15 protein-coding genes and 1 tRNA gene are annotated in these 16,312 nt (G+C 62.8%); 10 read left to right on the top strand and 6 right to left on the bottom strand.

Annotated features, from left to right (window positions below):
* Positions 1–280: 280 nt before the first annotated feature.
* The 4 genes from B3397_RS19445 to B3397_RS19430 all read right to left on the bottom strand — a co-directional run bounded on the left by B3397_RS19445 (position 281) and on the right by B3397_RS19430 (position 4,005).
* Positions 281–356 (bottom strand) — tRNA-Phe (locus B3397_RS19445).
* A 93-nt stretch (positions 357–449) separates the two neighbouring features.
* Positions 450–722, bottom strand: coding sequence for an oxidative damage protection protein (locus tag B3397_RS19440; RefSeq protein ID WP_296253248.1), 273 nt, complete (start codon positions 720–722; stop codon positions 450–452).
* Complete coding sequence (gene mutY, locus B3397_RS19435) at positions 722–1,786, bottom strand: A/G-specific adenine glycosylase (protein WP_296253247.1); 1,065 nt, start codon at positions 1,784–1,786, stop codon at positions 722–724. The genes B3397_RS19440 and mutY overlap by 1 nt, the downstream gene beginning before the upstream one ends.
* The gene (locus tag B3397_RS19430; protein ID WP_296253246.1) at positions 1,783–4,005 is read right to left on the bottom strand and encodes an AsmA family protein; all 2,223 of its coding nucleotides are present in this window, start codon (positions 4,003–4,005) and stop codon (positions 1,783–1,785) included. Before B3397_RS19430 ends, mutY begins: the two co-directional genes overlap by 4 nt.
* A gap of 385 nt (positions 4,006–4,390) precedes the next feature.
* Here B3397_RS19430 and B3397_RS19425 point away from each other — a divergent pair, with 385 nt between their 5' ends.
* The 7 genes from B3397_RS19425 to trhA all read left to right on the top strand — a co-directional run bounded on the left by B3397_RS19425 (position 4,391) and on the right by trhA (position 10,363).
* Entirely contained in the window at positions 4,391–6,049 is a 1,659-nt protein-coding gene (locus B3397_RS19425; RefSeq protein ID WP_296253245.1) for an OFA family MFS transporter, read from the top strand.
* A gap of 273 nt (positions 6,050–6,322) precedes the next feature.
* A complete protein-coding gene (gene hisB, locus B3397_RS19420; RefSeq protein WP_296253244.1) occupies positions 6,323–6,916 on the top strand; it encodes an imidazoleglycerol-phosphate dehydratase HisB in 594 nt (197 codons plus the stop codon).
* A complete protein-coding gene (gene hisH / locus B3397_RS19415; RefSeq protein WP_296253243.1) occupies positions 6,916–7,554 on the top strand; it encodes an imidazole glycerol phosphate synthase subunit HisH in 639 nt (212 codons plus the stop codon). Before hisB ends, hisH begins: the two co-directional genes overlap by 1 nt.
* Positions 7,554–7,811 (top strand): DUF2164 domain-containing protein, encoded by a 258-nt coding sequence (locus tag B3397_RS19410; RefSeq protein ID WP_296253242.1) that lies wholly within the window; start codon positions 7,554–7,556, stop codon positions 7,809–7,811. Before hisH ends, B3397_RS19410 begins: the two co-directional genes overlap by 1 nt.
* Before the next feature lie 43 nt (positions 7,812–7,854).
* Entirely contained in the window at positions 7,855–8,592 is a 738-nt protein-coding gene (gene hisA, locus B3397_RS19405) for a 1-(5-phosphoribosyl)-5-[(5-phosphoribosylamino)methylideneamino]imidazole-4-carboxamide isomerase (protein ID WP_296253241.1), read from the top strand.
* A gap of 121 nt (positions 8,593–8,713) precedes the next feature.
* Complete coding sequence (gene hisF / locus B3397_RS19400; RefSeq protein WP_043191638.1) at positions 8,714–9,484, top strand: imidazole glycerol phosphate synthase subunit HisF; 771 nt, start codon at positions 8,714–8,716, stop codon at positions 9,482–9,484.
* A gap of 261 nt (positions 9,485–9,745) precedes the next feature.
* Positions 9,746–10,363 carry a PAQR family membrane homeostasis protein TrhA gene (gene trhA, locus B3397_RS19395; RefSeq protein WP_296253308.1) on the top strand — a complete coding sequence of 206 codons (618 nt, stop codon included), beginning with the start codon at positions 9,746–9,748 and terminating at the stop codon, positions 10,361–10,363.
* A 3-nt stretch (positions 10,364–10,366) separates the two neighbouring features.
* Here the strand turns inward: trhA and B3397_RS19390 are convergent, their stop codons facing one another.
* Together B3397_RS19390 and B3397_RS19385 are read right to left on the bottom strand one after the other, a co-directional pair.
* Complete coding sequence (locus tag B3397_RS19390; RefSeq protein WP_296253240.1) at positions 10,367–11,086, bottom strand: 16S rRNA (uracil(1498)-N(3))-methyltransferase; 720 nt, start codon at positions 11,084–11,086, stop codon at positions 10,367–10,369.
* A 132-nt stretch (positions 11,087–11,218) separates the two neighbouring features.
* Positions 11,219–12,625, bottom strand: a complete 1,407-nt coding sequence (locus B3397_RS19385) for an adenosylmethionine--8-amino-7-oxononanoate transaminase (protein ID WP_296253239.1) — start codon at positions 12,623–12,625, stop codon at positions 11,219–11,221.
* 190 nt (positions 12,626–12,815) lie between these two features.
* On the opposite strand from B3397_RS19385, the gene B3397_RS19380 reads away from it, so the two are divergent.
* From B3397_RS19380 to B3397_RS19370, 3 genes are all read left to right on the top strand, one after another.
* Positions 12,816–14,567: a flavin monoamine oxidase family protein gene (locus tag B3397_RS19380; protein WP_296253236.1), complete on the top strand. Its 1,752-nt coding sequence runs from the start codon at positions 12,816–12,818 to the stop codon at positions 14,565–14,567.
* A gap of 410 nt (positions 14,568–14,977) precedes the next feature.
* The gene (locus B3397_RS19375; RefSeq protein WP_296253235.1) at positions 14,978–15,529 is read left to right on the top strand and encodes a cytochrome b; all 552 of its coding nucleotides are present in this window, start codon (positions 14,978–14,980) and stop codon (positions 15,527–15,529) included.
* A 34-nt stretch (positions 15,530–15,563) separates the two neighbouring features.
* Positions 15,564–16,163, top strand: a complete 600-nt coding sequence (locus tag B3397_RS19370; protein ID WP_296253233.1) for a YceI family protein — start codon at positions 15,564–15,566, stop codon at positions 16,161–16,163.
* Positions 16,164–16,312: the final 149 nt, after the last annotated feature.

The raw sequence follows: 16,312 nt of genomic DNA, 5'->3' as shown, positions 1-16,312 counted from the left end.
AGGAGCGGCGTACAGCCGCGAAGGCGCCAGCGGGTTCACCGCAGGGTCTGGGGAGGTGTATCGCTAGGGCGGGCCCCTTCGCGGCTTGACGCCGCTCCTACGGGTTGCGACTTCTGTAGGAGCGGCGTACAAGCCGCGAAGGCGTCGGTAGGTTCACCGCAAGGTTCGGAAGATGTATCGCTAAGGCGGGCCCCTTCGCGGCTTGACGCCGCTCCTACGGGGAAATCGCGGGCAATAAAAAACCCCTGAATCTTTCAATTCAGGGGTTTCTCGGTATTAGTGGTGCCCAGAGACGGAATCGAACCGCCGACACGGGGATTTTCAATCCCCTGCTCTACCGACTGAGCTATCTGGGCAACGGGGCGCATTAAACTGGTTTTTCGACGGGTCGTCAAGCGTGATGTCGAAAAAAATTTTAATTAATACCGTCGCTTACGTTTTAACCCGGTTTATTCGGACGGCGGCACGTAGCCGTCGGCCTTGGCGTATTCCTCGCCGGACAGGTACTTGTCCATCTCGCCCTGGAGAAATTTGCGGTCTTCGGCGTTCATCATGTTCAGGCGACGCTCGTTGATCAGCAGGGTCTGGTGTTTCTGCCAGTCGGCCCAGGCCTTCTGCGAGACGTGGTTGTAGATGTCTTCGCCTTTGGCGCCGGGGTAGGGCGGGCGGTCGAGGCCGGGAAGTTCTTCTTTGTACTTGCGGCACAGTACGGTGCGGGTCATCACAAATCTCCTGCGTTCAAGGCGTCGGCTGCGTGTTTGAGCAGCTTTTTCACCGGGGCAGCCAGGCCCAGGCGCGGCGGGGTGGCGAGGTTATACCAGAGCCAGTCGGCCTCGGCCACGTGGTGGGCCGACTCCTGCACCTGCACCAGCCAAGGGTCAATGGCCAGCTGGAAGTGGCTGAAGGTATGGGTCAGGGCCGGTAGTTGCTGGCGCGCGCCCATGTGCAGCGCGTGCTGGTCGGCCAGGTGTTCCAGATCGCTGAGGTCGTCGAGCTCCGGCAGGCTCCACAGACCGCCCCACAGGCCGCTGGAAGGCCTGCGATAGAGCAGAATGGCGCCATCGCGGTTGGCCAGCATGGGCATCAGGGTTTTGCGCTGTGGAATGGCTTTGCGGGGCTTGGGCACCGGGTAGCGGATCTCCAGGCCCAGCAGGTGCGCTTCGCAGCCCTTTTCCAGTGGGCACAGCAGGCAGCTGGGCTTGCTGCGGGTGCACAGGGTGGCGCCCAGGTCCATCATCGCCTGGGTGTAGTGGTTCACCCGTGTCTGGGGCGTGAAGCGCTCAGCAGTCGCCCACAGCGCCTTGGCCACCTTGGGCTCGCCGGGGTAGCCCTCCTGGGCGGTGAAACGCGCCAACACCCGCTTGACGTTGCCGTCCAGGATCGGCGCGCGCAGGCCCATGCTGATGCTGGCGATGGCACCGGCGGTGGACAGGCCGATGCCCGGAAGCTCGGTGAGCTTTTCCACGTTGCGGGGGAACTCGGCGCCGTATTGCTCGACGACGATTTTCGCGGTCTTTTGCAGGTTGCGCGCGCGGGTGTAGTACCCCAGGCCGGTCCACAGGTGCAGCACTTCGTCTTCCGGCGCGTCGGCCAGGGCCTGCACGGTGGGCAGGGCCGCCATGAAACGGTCGAAGTAGTTCAGCACCGTGCTGACCTGGGTCTGTTGCAGCATGATTTCCGACACCCAGACCCGGTACGGGTTGATGTCCTGCTGCCACGGCAGATCATGCCGGCCGTTGCGGTCGTACCATTCCAGCACCGCGCTGGAAAACTGCTCGGGGTTCATCGGTTGAACAGGCCTCGGAGTGCGTCTTTGATTTTTGGATCGACCTTGTCGCCGAGTTTCTCCTCGAGCTTCTCGTCGATCTTGTCGCGAATGCGGTCGCCGGCCAGTTTCGCTGCGACCTGGCCCAGGCCTTCACGGTCGATGCGGCACGCCTTGGCGCCCAGTTCCAGCGGGCCACGGCAACGCAGCGGCAATTCCACACCCACGAAACGCTCGCCCACCTGGCAGGCCGGGTCGGCGTTGGTGCCTTGCTCGCCCTGCACCACCACGCCCACGCGGTAGTCCATGCCCAGCACACGCAGGTCGACGTCGCCCTTGCCATTGACCGTCAGGCCCGGGATGCGCGCGATCATGTCCTGGTTGCTGGCCACGCCGTTGCGAAACACCAGGCTGCCCTTGAGCTCCTGGAAGGGCGTGTCCTTGGGCCGTGGGTCGCTGCTCAGGGATTTGCGATTGAGCACCGAAATGCCCCGGCACAGCTGCTGTTCCAGGTTGGCATTGACCAGCACGCCGTTGTTGAGCACGAAGCTGGCGGTGCCGTTCAGCGATTCCACCAAGGCCTTCTGGCTATTGCCGGTGCCGGTCAGGTTACTGTCCAGCGTCAGCAGGCCCTTGAGCGGCGGGTTGGGGTTCTGCGACTTGATGAAGTTTTCCACCGGGACCTTGTTGATCCGCGTCTGCATGGCCAGCGCTGGCACTGCAGGGCGCACGTCCAGGGTGCCCTGAGTGTTAAAGCTGCCGTTGTACAGACCGCCGGCCAGGGTTTGCAGGGTCAGCAGGCCGCCCTGGCCCTGGGCCTTGAGGGTGGCGTTCTGGATCGGCAGCTTGTCCAGCGTCAACTGGCCGATGTTGAGGTCGGCCTGGATGTCCAGGGCGCGCAGCCGGTCCACCGGCAACAGGCGGTCGTCGCTCCAGGCGCCACGGGTGGGGGCGTCGGGTAGCGGCGATTCACCGGAGGCGGTGGCTGCCGCTTCGCTGCTCTGCACTTCGGCCTGGCGTGCGGCGGTGTTGCTGGCAGCTTTTTCGCTTTTGGCCGGCATGTAGCGATCGGCGTTGAAGGTATCGCCCTTGAGTTGCAGGCGCAGCGCCTGTTTGGCGAAGTCTTCCACAGCGATGCGGCCGGTGAAGGTGCTGTTGTCGACCTTCACGGTCAGGTCTTCCAGGCCCAGGCTGTTCTGGGTGCCTTGCAGGCGGCTGACCATTTCGAACTTGCTCAGGCTGCCGTCAGCCATGGCCGGCAGTGGCTGACCGATGCTGTCGAAGAACGTGCGCAGGTCGAATTCGGCGATCGACAGGCCACCGCTGATCTGCGGATTGCTGTCCAGGTCGCGCACATGCACTTCACCCAGGGCGCGCAGTTGGTTGGCGGACAGCTTGAGGCCGGTCCATTCGGCGACGTTGGCCGCCTGGTCCAGCAACAACTGGCCTTGGGCATTGAAGGTGACCGTCTTGCCTTGCAGCGGGTCGCCGGAAGCCTCGCCACTCAGGCGCATGTCTTCGAACTGATAGCGCTTGAGGGCGCGGTCGAAGCGCAGCTCACCGGCAAGCTCGGTACGGGCCCGCACCACGGGTTGGTTGGTGCCGAAGAACGCGGTCAGCTTGACCGGAATTTCCGCACCCTCATGGACCGCGCCGGTGCTCAGCTGGATGCTTTCGGCGGTGAAGCTGCGGCCGGTCTTGGCGTCGGTGTAGAGCACGCTGGCGTTGTTCACGGTGAGGCTGTCGATGTCCAGCTTGACCGGGCGCGAGTTGGACTCGGGCTTGGCAGGTTCCGGCGCAGCATTCGGGTCGGTCGCGCTCGGGGTGCTGGCCGGCAGCGGCTTGCCGATGTCTTCCCAATTGCCATGGCCGTTGGCGTCGCGTTCCAGCGCCAGGTTCAGGCCCTCGACGCGCACGTCGCTCATCTGCACTTCTTTGCGCAGCAGGGGCAGCACGCGCACCGACAGGCCGAGCATCTGCACGTCGGCGAAGGGTTTCTGCGGATTGGTCAGGGTCGCCACGCTGGTGTCGTGCAGCTCCAGGCCCAGCCAGGGGAACAGGCTCCAACCGATGTCGCCGTTGAGGGTCAGCTCAACATGGGCCTTGTCCCGCGCCAGTTGGCGGATCTCGTCCTTGTAATCGTTGGGGTCGAACAGGTGGGTCAGGGCGAAGCCCAGAGCCACCAGGATCAACAAGAGACCGAGCACGCACAGGCCGAGGATTTTGCCGAACGCTTTCATGGGCGAGTCCTTTAGTCCGAATTCATAAGTTAGCGGGGGAGTATAACGTTGTGCGGCTTGGCCGGGGGCGTCCGTGCCCAAGCCTCGCTGCGTGAGAGGCTGACAGTTGCGAAGGCGGCGCGGTACCGCCCTGACAAGCTCAGACCGTCCCGGTCCGCGAAAATTATTTGCTAACCAATCATCACTTCGCAGCAAAACCGATATCAGATTGCTTCCATTGCCGAGCCGCAGTGGTAATCTGCGCCCGTTCGATCGCCTGCTGCGGCTTTTTGTCGCGATTTTCCGATTGCTGCCGATAAGAAAACCGAACGCCCCAGAGCGTCAAGGTTTCGGGGGGCTATCGTTGCAAGCGTGCTGCACTACAAAAATCAACGGGGGTTACAAAATGAACAGCAGTCTTACTGGCGCGGGCGTGGATGCCCAGCCTGGATTCCTGTCCAAGGAGCGGATCATCGCCAAGCCTGGCTTCAACCGCTGGCTGGTTCCGCCAGCGGCGTTGGCCATTCACTTGTGCATCGGCATGGCCTACGGGTTCTCGGTGTTCTGGTTGCCGCTGTCCAAGGCCATCGGCATCACCGCACCGGTTGCCTGCGCGCCGGACATGAGCTTCTTCAGCCAGGTGTTCTCGTCCAACTGCGATTGGCCGATTTCCATGCTCGGCTGGATCTACACCCTGTTCTTCATCTTCCTGGGCTGCTCGGCGGCTATCTGGGGTGGCTGGCTGGAACACGCAGGCCCGCGCAAGGCCGGTGTGGTGTCGGCACTGTGCTGGTGCGGCGGCCTGGTGATCTCGGCGTTGGGTATCTATACCCACCAGATCTGGCTGATGTGGCTGGGCTCCGGGGTCATCGGCGGTATCGGCCTGGGCCTGGGTTACATCTCGCCGGTATCGACCCTGATCAAGTGGTTCCCGGACAAGCGCGGCATGGCTACCGGCATGGCGATCATGGGCTTCGGTGGTGGCGCGATGGTGGGTGCACCGCTGGCCGCTGCTCTGATGAACCACTTCGCTTCGCCAACGGGTGTGGGCGTGTGGCAGAGCTTCCTGGTAATGGCTGCGATCTACTTCGTGTTCATGATCGGCGGCGCACTGTCGTACCGCGTTCCACCCACTGGCTGGAAGCCTGAAGGCTGGGTGGCCCCGGCCAAGAAAGCCAAGGGCATGATCACCAACCGTCACGTGCACGTCAGTGTGGCCTGGAAAACCCCGCAGTTCGCCCTGGTATGGCTGGTGCTGTGCCTGAACGTGTCGGCCGGTATCGGCATCCTGGGCATGGCCTCGCCGCTGCTGCAGGAAGTGTTCGCCGGCAAGCTCTTGGGCACCGATCAGACCTTCGGCCAGCTGGACGCCGCGCAACTGGGCCAGATCGCTGCAATTGCTGCGGGCTTTACCGGCTTGCTGAGTCTGTTCAACATCGGTGGTCGGTTCTTCTGGGCTTCGTTCTCGGACTACATCGGCCGCAAGGTGACTTACTTCGTGTTCTTCGCCCTGGGCGTGGCGCTGTACGCTTCGGTGCCGACCCTGGGTCACCTGGGCAACGTGGCGCTGTTCGTGGCGGCGTTCTGCGTGGTGCTGTCGATGTACGGCGGCGGTTTCGCCACGGTGCCGGCCTACCTGGCCGACCTGTTCGGTACGCAGATGGTGGGCGCCATTCACGGTCGTCTGCTGACGGCGTGGGCCGTGGCGGGTGTGCTGGGTCCGGTGTTGGTGAACTACCTGCGTGAATACCAACTGTCCCAGGGCGTGGCCCGGGCAGCGGTGTACGACACCACGCTGTACATCCTGGCGGGCTTGCTGGTACTGGGCTTCATCTGCAACGCCCTGGTGCGTCCGGTGGCCGACAAGTACTTCATGACCGACGCCGAGCTCAAAGCCGAGCAGGCGCTGGGCCATGACAAGGGCGCCGATGCCAGCACCGTGCTGGAATGGAAAGCCAACCCGGCGACCAAGCCGCTGGCCGTGGTTGCCTGGCTGGTGGTGGGTATTCCGTTGGCGTGGGGTGTGTGGGTGACCCTGCAGAAGACGGCGGTGCTGTTTCATTGATGTAGGGCTTTAGACGCGCGGCGCTTCATTCGCGGCTGTACGCTGCTCCTACAGATCGCACATTTCCTGTAGGAGCGGCGTACAGCCGCGAAGGCGTCCGCACTGACACCCCTGATCCGCGGTGACTTCATCGCGGGCAGAGCCCGCTCCCACAGGGAGCGATGGCGATCGCCTGACCCCACCAATCCCCCTCTCTACCTCTTGTGTTCCTGTTTGCCGCCCGCGCGCCTATAATGACCACCTTTTTCGCCCAATGATTTTGCGGAGCTGGTGATGGCCGAACGTATCGCGTCGGTCGAGCGCAACACCCTGGAAACTCAGGTCAAGGCCTCGATCAACCTGGATGGCACCGGAAAGGCCCGATTCGATATCGGCGTTCCGTTCCTTGAGCACATGCTGGACCAGATCGCCCGCCACGGGCTGATCGACATGGATATCGAGTGCAAGGGCGACCTGCACATCGACGATCACCACACCGTGGAGGATGTCGGCATCACCATCGGCCAGGCGTTCGCCAAGGCCGTCGGCGACAAGAAAGGCATCTATCGCTACGGGCACGCCTACGTCCCGCTGGACGAAGCGCTGTCGCGCGTGGTCATCGACTTCTCCGGCCGTCCCGGCCTGCAGATGCATGTGCCCTACACCCGCGCCAGCGTGGGCGGCTTCGATGTCGACCTGTTCCAGGAATTCTTCCAGGGCTTCGTCAACCACGCCAACGTCACCTTGCACATCGACAACCTGCGCGGGCACAACACGCACCACCAGATCGAAACCGTGTTCAAGGCCTTCGGTCGCGCGCTGCGCATGGCCGTGGCAGTGGACGACCGCATGGCCGGCCAGATGCCGTCGACCAAGGGCGTGCTCTGATGCAGACCGTCGCGGTAATCGACTACGGCATGGGCAACCTGCACTCTGTGGCCAAGGCCCTGGAGCACGTGGGTGCCGGCAAGGTGCTGATCACCAGTGACGCCACGGTCATTCGCGAGGCCGACCGGGTGGTGTTCCCCGGTGTTGGCGCGATTCGCGACTGCATGGCCGAGATCCGCCGCCTGGGCTTCGACAGCCTGGTGCGCGAAGTCAGCCAGGACCGTCCGTTCCTGGGCATCTGCGTGGGCATGCAGGCGCTGATGGAGCACAGCGAAGAAAACGACGGCGTCGATTGCATCGGCCTGTTTCCAGGCAAGGTGCGCTTCTTCGGCAAGAACCTGCACGAAGACGGCGAGCACCTGAAGGTGCCGCACATGGGCTGGAACGAAGTGCAGCAGGCCGTGGACCACCCGCTGTGGCACGAGATCCCCGACCGCGCGCGGTTCTACTTCGTGCACAGCTACTTCATCGAAGCCGGCAGGCCGGGGCAGGTGGTGGGCCGCGGCCACTACGGCAACGACTTCGCCGCCGCGCTGGCCGAAGGCTCGCGTTTCGCCGTGCAGTTTCACCCCGAGAAAAGCCATACCCACGGCCTGCAGCTGCTGCAGAACTTTGCCGCCTGGGATGGACGCTGGTAATGAGCAAGGCCAGGAAGCCGCCGATCCTCACCCTGACTTCCGAGCAGGAAGGCGAGGCGGCAGACAAGATCAAACGGTTCATGCAGGACCGTTTCGACCTGGACCTGGGCTCGTTCGAGGCCCTCGAGGTGCTCGAACTGTTTACCCGCGAAATTGCTCCGCACTATTACAACAGGGCGATTTTCGACGTGCAGGCGCACCTCAAGGAGAGGTTCGAAAGCATCGAAAGCGACCTGTGGGCGCTCGAGAAGAACTGACTTCCGGGCATCGCTGTTCACCGAATTCGAAGGTTTTTTGCAGATGCTGATTATCCCCGCTATCGATCTTAAAGACGGTGCCTGCGTGCGCCTGCGCCAGGGCCGCATGGAAGATTCCACAGTGTTTTCCGATGACCCGGTGAGCATGGCGGCCAAGTGGGTGGACGGGGGTTGCCGGCGCCTGCACCTGGTCGACCTGAACGGCGCCTTCGAAGGCCAACCGGTCAACGGCGAAGTGGTGACGGCAATCGCCAAGCGCTACCCGCAGTTGCCTATCCAGATCGGCGGCGGCATTCGTTCGCTGGAAACCATCGAGCATTACGTCAAAGCCGGCGTCAGCTACGTGATCATCGGTACCAAGGCGGTCAAGGAACCTGACTTCGTTGCCCAGGCCTGCCGCGCGTTTCCGGGCAAGGTCATCGTGGGCCTGGATGCCAAGGATGGCTTCGTGGCCACCGACGGCTGGGCCGAGGTGAGCTCGGTGCAGGTCATCGATCTGGCCAAGCGTTTCGAGGCCGACGGCGTCTCGGCGATCGTCTACACCGACATCGCCAAGGACGGCATGATGCAGGGCTGCAACGTGCCGTTTACCGCCGCTCTGGCTGCTGCCACGAAGATCCCGGTAATCGCTTCCGGTGGCATCCACAACCTGGGTGACATCAAGGCGCTGCTGGATGCGCGTGCCCCTGGGATCATCGGTGCCATCACTGGCCGGGCGATCTACGAAGGCACCCTGGACGTCGCTGAGGCTCAGGCGTTCTGCGATTCGTACGGCATGTAATGGCGGAGCGCTCGAATGGGCGTGGCTGGACGCTTCCGGCGTTATTGGAAGTTGCTGGAAGTTGTTGACGCGGCTTACGCCGCTGCTACGGGTTAGGTCCCTACTTGATCGGAGAGTATCCATGGCATTGGCCAAACGCATCATCCCTTGCCTGGACGTGGACAACGGCCGGGTGGTCAAGGGCGTCAAGTTCGAAAACATCCGCGACGCTGGTGACCCGGTGGAAATTGCCCGCCGCTATGATGAGCAGGGTGCCGACGAAATCACTTTCCTGGACATCACCGCCAGCGTCGATGGCCGTGACACCACGTTGCACACCGTTGAACGCATGGCTTCCCAGGTGTTCATCCCGCTGACCGTGGGCGGTGGTGTGCGTACCGTGGCCGATATCCGCAACCTGCTCAACGCCGGTGCCGACAAGGTCTCGATCAACACCGCCGCGGTGTTCAACCCCGAGTTCGTCGGCGAGGCGGCTTCGCGCTTCGGCTCGCAGTGCATCGTGGTGGCCATCGACGCCAAGAAGGTGTCCGGGCCAGGCGAGGAACCACGCTGGGAGATCTTCACCCACGGCGGGCGCAAGCCTACCGGGCTGGACGCGGTGCAGTGGGCACAGAAGATGGAAGGCCTGGGCGCCGGTGAGATTCTGCTGACCAGCATGGATCAGGACGGCATGAAAAACGGCTTCGACCTGGGCGTGACACGGGCGATCAGCGACGCGCTGGGGATTCCGGTGATCGCTTCGGGTGGGGTCGGCAATCTGCAGCACCTGGCCGATGGCGTGATCCAGGGCGGGGCCAGTGCGGTGCTGGCGGCGAGTATCTTTCACTTCGGTGAATACACGGTGCCGGAGGCCAAGGCGTTCATGGCGAAGCAGGGGATTGTGGTGCGTTGAGTTTTGTGGGGCGGGGGATTTGTGGTGAATGGTCCCCTCACCCCAGCCCTCTCCCTGGGGGAGAGGGAGCTAAAAGCAGATCGCGGTGGATCGGCTGGCGGCGATCGGCCCTCTCCCTGGGGGAGAGGGAGCTAAAAGCAGATCGCGGTGGATCGGCTGGCGGCGATCGGCTCCCTCTCCCTCAGGGAGAGGGCTGGGGTGAGGGGACCATCCACCCCACATCTCCCCTTCATGCACAACCCAAAGGAGCTCAACCACTCGATGTATCACGGCGAACGCATGAACGCCTGGACTCACCTGATCGGCGCCATATTGGCTGCCGTCGGGGCGGTCTGGCTGTTGCTGCTGGCAGCGTTTCAGGGCAACCCCTGGAAGATCGTCAGCGTGTCCATCTACGGCGTCACCCTGGTGGTGCTCTACAGCATCTCCACCGTCTACCACAGCGTGCAGGGCCGCATGAAAGTGATCATGCGCAAGCTCGACCACTTGTCCATCTACCTGTTGATCGCCGGCAGCTACACGCCGTTCTGCCTGGTCACCCTGCGCGGGCCGTGGGGCTGGAGCCTGTTCGGTATCGTCTGGGGCTTGGCGGTGCTGGGCATGCTGCAAGAGATCAAGCCGCGCTCGGAGGCACGCATACTGTCGGTGGTGATCTACGCGGTGATGGGCTGGATCGTGCTGGTAGCGGTCAATCCATTGATGCGCCTGCTGGGCCCTGCCGGCTTTGCCTGGCTGGCCGGCGGTGGGGTGCTGTACACCGTAGGCATCATCTTCTTTGCCCTGGACCACCGCCTGCGCCATGCCCATGGCATCTGGCACCTGTTCGTGATCGCGGGCAGTGTGTTGCACTTCATCGCGATCTTTTTCTACGTCATCTGACGGTCAGAAATCGCCCCACAGCTGCTGAGCCACCGCCAACGCCACCACCGGCGCGGTTTCGGTGCGCAGCACCCGTGGGCCGAGGCGCGCGGCATGAAAGCCGGCGGCCTTGGCCTGGTCGACCTCGCCGTCGGTCAGGCCACCCTCGGGGCCAATCAGGAACGCCAGGCTCGCAGGCTTGGCATGGCTCACCAGCGGCTCGGCCACCGGATGCAGTACCAGTTTGAGTTCGGCATCGCTGCTCTTGAGCCAATCGCTCAGCAATTGGGGCGGGTGGATCAGTGGCACGCTTGAGCGCCCACACTGCTCGCAGGCGCTGATGGCGACCTGTCGCCAGTGGGCCAGGCGCTTGTCGGCGCGCTCGTCCTTGAGGCGCACCTCGCAGCGCTCGCTGACCAGCGGGGTGATCTCGCTGACCCCCAGCTCGGTAGCCTTCTGGATGGCCCAGTCCATGCGCTCGCCGCGGGACAGGCCTTGGCCCAGATGGACCTTGAGCAGGGAGTCGGGTTGGCCGGCCAGTTGTTCGTCGAGTTTCACGCTGACGCGTTTTTTGCCCACTTCCAGCAGGCTGCCCAGGTATTCCTGGCCGCTGCCGTCGAACAGTTGCACGGGATCACCGGCGACCATGCGCAGCACTCGGCCGATGTAGTGAGCCTGGGCTTCAGGCAGTTCGTGTTCGCCGAGGCCCAAGGGGGCGTCGATGAAGAAGCGGGAGAGTCGCATGCGGTGTCTCTGATGAATGTGTATTGGTGATTCGGGCGCCATCGCGGGCAGAGCCCGCTCCCACAGTGGGATCACACGATCTGTGTGGAGCACGTTTTACCCGCGATGGCGGCGGTACAGGCGCTGCACCCCTCAACCCGGATCGCGGAAGCCGGGATGGAAATCTTCGGCCACCGGCACGCTCACCCCACTGCGGGTGGCGATATCGATCCCTTCGCTGGCCACCTCGGCCAGGAAATCGATCTGCTCCGGGGTGATGACATAGGGCGGCAGGAAATACACCACGCTGCCCAACGGCCGCAACAACGCCCCGCGCTCCAGTGCATGGTTGAACACTTTCAAGCCGCGCCGCTCCTGCCACGGGTAGGCCGTCTTGCTGGCCTTGTCCTGGACCATCTCGATGGCCAGCACCATACCGGTCTGGCGCACCTCGGCGACATGGGGATGATCCACCAGGTGTGCCGTGGCACTGGCCATGCGCTGGGCCAGCGCACGGTTGTTCTCGATCACGTTGTCCTGCTCGAAGATATCCAACGTCGCCAATGCCGCCGCACACGCCAGCGGGTTGCCGGTATAGCTGTGCGAATGCAGGAAGGCGCGCAGGGTGGGGTAATCGTCATAGAACGCGCTGTAGACATCATGGGTGGTCACGCACGCTGCCAGGGGCAGATAACCCCCGGTAAGCGCCTTGGACAGGCACAGGAAGTCCGGGCGGATACCGGCCTGTTCACAGGCAAACATGGTACCGGTACGGCCAAAGCCTACGGCGATCTCGTCGTGGATCAGGTGCACGCCGTAACGGTCACACGCCTCGCGCAGCAGCTTGAGGTACACCGGATGGTACATGCGCATGCCGCCAGCACCCTGGATCAGCGGCTCGATGATGACGGCGGCAACGCTGTCGTGATGTTCGGCCAGGGTCTGCTCCATGGCCTGGAACATGTGCCGCGAATGGGCTTCCCAGCTCATGCCCTCGGGTCGCAGGTAGCAGTCCGGGCTGGGCACTTTCAAGGTGTCGAGCAACAGCGCCTTGTAGGTCTCGGTGAACAGCGGCACGTCGCCCACCGACATCGCCGCGATGGTTTCGCCATGGTAGCTGTTGGTCAGGGTGACGAAGCGCTTCTTGTTGGGCTGGCCGCGATTGACCCAGTAGTGAAAGCTCATCTTCAGCGCCACTTCGATGCACGACGAACCGTTGTCGGCATAGAAGCAGCGCGTCAGGCCTTCGGGGGTCATCTTCACCAGGCGCTCGGACAGCTCGATCACCGGCTGATGGCTGAAACCGGCGAGAATCACGTGCTCGAGCTGGTCGACCTGATCCTTGATGCGCTGGTTGATGCGCGGGTTGGCATGGCCGAACACGTTCACCCACCAGGAACTCACGGCGTCGAGGTAGCGCTTGCCTTCGAAGTCCTCTAGCCACACGCCTTCACCGCGCTTGATCGGGATCAGCGGCAGTTGCTCGTGGTCTTTCATCTGGGTGCAGGGGTGCCACAAGACGTCGAGGTCCCGTTTCATCCACTGGTCGTTGAGGCCCATCTTTTTCTCCTACGGCAACGCGCTTGGCAAACAGTCGCGCAAGCCTATGCAATGAGGGCCTGCGGAACAACCCAAAGTTGCCCGGTGGCGCCTATGGCGGGGCGTAGGCGGCTGGCGTATGCTGCGCGGCACTTTGCCATTGCCGGGGCGTGATCCGGCTCTTTCGCTTTGCTCTGCCGGAGTACCTTGCATGCTTGCTGGTTGGTTGCGCGTTTGTGCGCTGATAGTGGTCGGGCTGTTCAGTGCGCAGGCGCTGGGCGAAAACAAACCGCAGACGGTCATCGTCATTGGTGGTGGCCTGGCAGGCCTTACCGCAGCCTATGAACTGCAGAGCAAGGGCTGGCAAGTCACCCTGCTCGAAGCCCGGCCGAGCCTGGGCGGGCGCTCGGGCCTGGCGACCAGTGAATGGATCGGTGGCAGCAAGGTCCAGCCGGTGCTCAATGGTTACGTCGACACCTTCAAGCTGGCGACCCAGCCGGCGCCTGAATTCGTGCGTAATCCCAGTTACCTGATCGACGGTGAGTACTTCACCGCCGCCGATCTGGCGACCAAGCAGCCGGCCACCGCCGACGCCCTCAAGCGATACGAAAAGACTCTGGATGACCTGGCCCGCTCCATCACGGACCCGGAAAACCCCGCCGCCAACAGCACGCTGTTTGCCCTGGACCAGATCAACGTATCGAGCTGGCTGGACAAGCTGCAGCTGCCGCCTACCGCGCGCCAGTTGATCAATCAGAAAATTCGTACCCGTTACGATGAACCGTCGCGGTTGTCGTTGCTGTATTTCGCTCAGCAGAACCGCGTTTATCAAGACATCAATGACCGCGATCTGCGCGCCGCCCGCTTGCTGGGTGGCAGCCCGGTGCTGGCCCAGGCCTTCGTCAAACAGATCAAAACCATCAAGACCGACTCGCCGGTATCGGCCATCAGCCAGGACAAGGACGGCGTGACCGTCAAGGTGGGCGCGGTGGGTTACCAGGCCAGTTACGTGGTGGTGGCGGTGCCGCTGCGCGCGCTGGGCAAGATCCAGTTCACCCCGGCCCTGGACAACAAGCAACTGGCGGCGATCAAGAGCACCAACTACGGTTGGCGCGACCAGCTGCTGCTCAAGTTCAAGACCCCGGTGTGGGACAGCAAGGCGCGCATGTCGGGCGAGATCTACAGCAACACGGGCCTGGGCATGTTGTGGATCGAGCCCGCCCTCAAAGGTGGCGCGAACGTTGTGATCAACCTCTCCGGTGACAACGCTCGCCTGCTGCAGGCCTTCGGTGACAAGCAGATGGTGGATCAGGTGCTGATCCGTCTTCACGCGTTCTATCCACAGGCGCGTGGTGCTTATACCGGCTACGAGATTCGCCGCTACAGCGTCGACCCTTCCTATGGCGGCGCGTACCTGGCCTACGGTCCGGGGCAGATCAGCAAATTCTGGAAGGTCTGGGAAAAGCCGCAGCAGCGGGTTGCCTTTGCCGGTGAGCATACCGATACGCTGTACCCAGGCACGCTGGAGGGCGCGTTGCGCAGCGGTCAGCGGGCAGCAGGGCAGGTCATGGATCTGGCCGCGGGCAAGTCGTTCGAACCGGTCAAAGTGGCCCCGCCGGTGGTAGCGCCGGTGAAGGCGGCCGAGAGCAAACCTGGGTTCTTCTCGAAATGGTTTGGCGGTGAAGAGAAGCCTGCTGCCAAGCCGGTCGAACCTGCGGCGGCACCGGCACCTGCTCCAGCACCTGCACCCGTGGCGGCCCCTGCGCCCGTTCCCGCACCTGCACCCGCGGTGGCACCCGCCCCGGTCAAGGCCGAGCCGGTGAAGAAGACCGAGCCCGCGAAGAAGGCTGCCCCGGTGAAGAAGACGGAACCGAAGAAGACCGAAGTCAAGAAACCGGTCGCAAAAAAGCCTGTGGAACCGAAGAAAAAAGCCGAAGAAAAGAAGCCCGCGCAGGCGCAGTGATTGCCCCGTAGGAGCGGCGTGAAGCCGCGAAGGCGTCGGTGAATCCAGCGATCAATCCGGATCCTGTACAGGCAGGCCCGGCCTCTTCGCGGCTTTACGCCGCTCCTACAAGGGGATTGCGGTCCCTTGTAGGAGCGGCGTGAAGCCGCGAAGGCGTCGGTGCATCCAGCGATGAATCTGGGTTTTGTGCAGGCAGGTCGGGCCTCTTCGCGGCTTTACGCCGCTCCTACAAGGGGATCGCGGGGTTTGTAGGAGCGGCGTGAAGCCGCGAAGGGGCCGGGCCTGCTTACCTGCTGGAACCGCTTAATACTGTCTTAATCACATTTCTCGATATTTCAAAGCGAAATTTTCCGCTTTAATTCGATAGATAAAAAAGTAGTCTTAAGCGCAGTTCTTACAGGATACGGGCCATGCAGTTACGCAATTCTCCTTCCCGCTACGGCTGGGTCAGCATCGTCCTGCATTGGGGCGTGGCGTTGACCGTGTTCGGGTTGTTCGCCCTGGGCTTGTGGATGGTCGGCCTGGGTTATTACGACCCGTGGCGCAAAGCCGGGCCAGACCTGCACAAGAGCATCGGCCTGGTGTTGTTCTTCTTCATGCTGCTGCGGGTGCTTTGGCGCTTTATCAGCCCACCCCCTGCGCCAACCCCCAACCAGGGCAAATTGACCCGATTGGCGGCCGCTTTCGGCCATCTGTTCATCTACGTCGACCTGTTCCTGGTGATGACCGCCGGCTACCTGATTTCCACCGCCGACGGCGTGGGTATCCCGGTGTTCGGACTGTTCGAAATTCCTGCCCTGATCAGCGGTCTACCCGATCAGGCAGAAACCGCCGGTACCGTGCATTTCTATCTGGCGTGGGTGCTCGTGGTCTTCGCCGTACTGCACGGGTTGGCCGCACTCAAACACCATTTCATCGACCGTGATGCCACCCTCATTCGCATGCTGGGTCGCAAAGCCTGACGCTCCAACCTCAAACACAAAAGGAATAGTACGTATGTTGAAAAAGACGCTCGCTGCGCTGGCCATCGGCACGGCCCTGTTCACCGCCGGCCAAGCCATGGCCGCCGACTACACCATCGACAAGGAAGGTCAGCACGCCTTCGTCGACTTCAAGATCAGCCACCTGGGCTACAGCTTCATCACCGGTACCTTCAAGGATTTCGACGGTAAGTTCAGCTTCGACGCTGCCAAGCCTGAAGCGTCCACCATCGAAGTGAACCTGAAGACCGCCAGCGTGTTCACCAACCACGCCGAGCGCGACAAGCACATCAGCAGCAAAGACTTCCTGGACGTGGCCAACTTCCCTGACGCCACCTTCAAGTCCACCAGCGTCAAGCCAACCGGCAAGAGCGCCGACGGCAAGACCACCGCTGACGTGACCGGCGACCTGACCCTGCACGGCGTCACCAAGCCAGTGGTGATCAAGGCTACCTTCCTGGGCGAAGGCAAGGACCCATGGGGCGGCTACCGTGCCGGTTTCGAAGGCACCACTTCGATCAACCGCAAGGACTTCGCGCCCAAGAGCATGGACCTGGGTCCACAGTCCGATACGGTCGAGCTGTACTTCACCTTTGAAGGTGTGAAGGCCAAGTAAGCTTTTCCTCGATACAAAAAAACGCCGCAGCCTGTGAGGGGTGCGGCGTTTTTTTGTGTACGGCGTCAGGTCGGCGGGGCGGCTATCGCGGGCAGAGCCCGCTCCCACAGGGATTTTGCATACGCCCTGGATCCCTGTGGGAGCGGGCT

This window comes from Pseudomonas sp. UBA4194 (assembly GCF_002379585.1).
GTDB lineage: Bacteria > Pseudomonadota > Gammaproteobacteria > Pseudomonadales > Pseudomonadaceae > Aquipseudomonas.
This window is presented reverse-complemented; position numbering and strand designations above follow the sequence as displayed.